At 57.4% G+C, this 1696-nt stretch carries 2 protein-coding genes; both read left to right on the plus strand.

All coding sequences use genetic code 11. The annotated features are described in order from the left end of the window. Positions 1-1389: hypothetical protein (locus tag IBX59_RS15115; protein ID WP_296377050.1), on the plus strand; the 1389-nt coding region annotated here is incomplete at its 5' end. Continuing rightward, a partial coding sequence (locus IBX59_RS15120; RefSeq protein ID WP_296377053.1) for a hypothetical protein occupies positions 1389-1696 on the plus strand: 308 nt, incomplete at its 3' end. The genes IBX59_RS15115 and IBX59_RS15120, both read left to right, overlap by 1 nt.

Genomic DNA, 1696 nt, shown 5'->3' on the forward strand with positions numbered 1-1696 from the left:
CGCGATGCGATGACGGATCCCGCGTTGTTCGGTGACACCTTTGGCGGTGACAGCTTTACGGCATGGCGTGCGCTTCTAAGCGGCTTCTATGGGCTGGAACTGGAACCCGATGAACTGGACACCTTCAAAGCCCTGACAGCCCGTCAGACAGCCCCGACAGCGGCCTTTGCCGAACTATGGCTGGCAGTGGGCAGGCGCGGTGGCAAGTCCTATGCAGCGGGCTTGCTGGCCGTCTATCTGGCCGCCTTCCATGACTACCGCGACAGACTGGCACCGGGCGAAATCGCAACCGTGATGTGCATTGCCGCCGATCGAAAGCAGGCGCGGGCCGTGATGCGATACATCAGCGGCATGATGGCCGACAACCCGATGCTGGCACGCATGATCGTCAAAGAAAATGGCGAACAGATCGAGTTGAACAACCGCACAATCATTGAAATCACAACCGCCAGTCACCGCAGCGTCAGGGGCTATACCTTGGCCGCAGTCATCGCCGACGAATGTGCATTTTGGCATGTTGACGGTGCATCGCCTGACGCCGAGATCATCGCAGCGGTGCGCCCTGCATTGGCAACGCTGGACGGAAAGCTGATTGCCCTGTCATCGCCCTACGCCAAGCGTGGCGTGCTTTGGGATACCTATAAGCGATGCTTTGGCGACGATACGGAAACCCGCGTGCTGGTCGCGCAGGCACCTTCTAAAACGATGAACCCGACATTGCCGCAGCGTGTGATCGACGACGCGATGCGCGATGACGCGGCAAGGGCTTGTGCTGAATATCTGGCGCAATTCAGATCCGACATTTCCGCTCTTATATCGTCTGACCTGATCGACGGCGCACAACGTCAAAAGCCGCTGGAGTTGCCGCCTATGCGTGGCGTTGATTACCGCGCCTTTGTGGATCCGGCTGGTGGTGGTTCTGATGAATTCACGCTTGCCATTGGCCATGAAGAAAATGAACGCATTGTTGTTGATCTGGTGCGTGGCTTGACTGGCAGTCCCGCCGAGATTGTGCGGGAATATGCCGACATTCTACGCCGCTATTCCATCCGCCGGGTGACAGGCGACCGATATGCGGGCCGCTGGCCGCGTGATGAATTCTTGCGGTTCAATATTCGTTACGATGTTAGCGAACTGGACCGCAGCGGGCTTTATTTGGAATTTCTGGCAGCGATGAATTCGGGGCGGGTGCAGATCCCGAATTGTCAGGTCTTGGCGCGTCAATTTCTGGGTCTGGAGAGGCGCACGGGCCGATCTGGCAGGGATATGATCGACCATGCACCCGGTGCGCACGATGACCGTGCAAACGCTGTTGCTGGCCTTGTCAGTTGCCTTTCGGCACGCAAGCCAAGCGGCATTTTCTTAACTGGCATAAAAATGGGGGCCTGATGATGGCTGACGAAATGGATTTTACGAAGTTGACTGCAAAGCGCGATGAGTTGCTGGGCGAAGTGAAGGCGGAGCGTGCCAAGCGGCGTGCGATTGAAGCCGAGCGCGATGAATGGAAAGCCAAGGCCGAGGAGGCCGCGCAAAAGCTACGTGCCGAACTGATCGACAAGCCTGTTGCGGATCTGCTGGGCGATATGTTTCTGGTGCCGTTCCGTCACGTAAAGCCGGAGATTGCCGACCATTATGATTTTACCCTGGGCGATGACGGGGCAATCCAAGTCACTAATAAGGATGGCGAACCCGTATT

The organism is Yoonia sp., assembly GCF_014859355.1.
Classification (GTDB): Bacteria; Pseudomonadota; Alphaproteobacteria; order Rhodobacterales; family Rhodobacteraceae; genus Yoonia.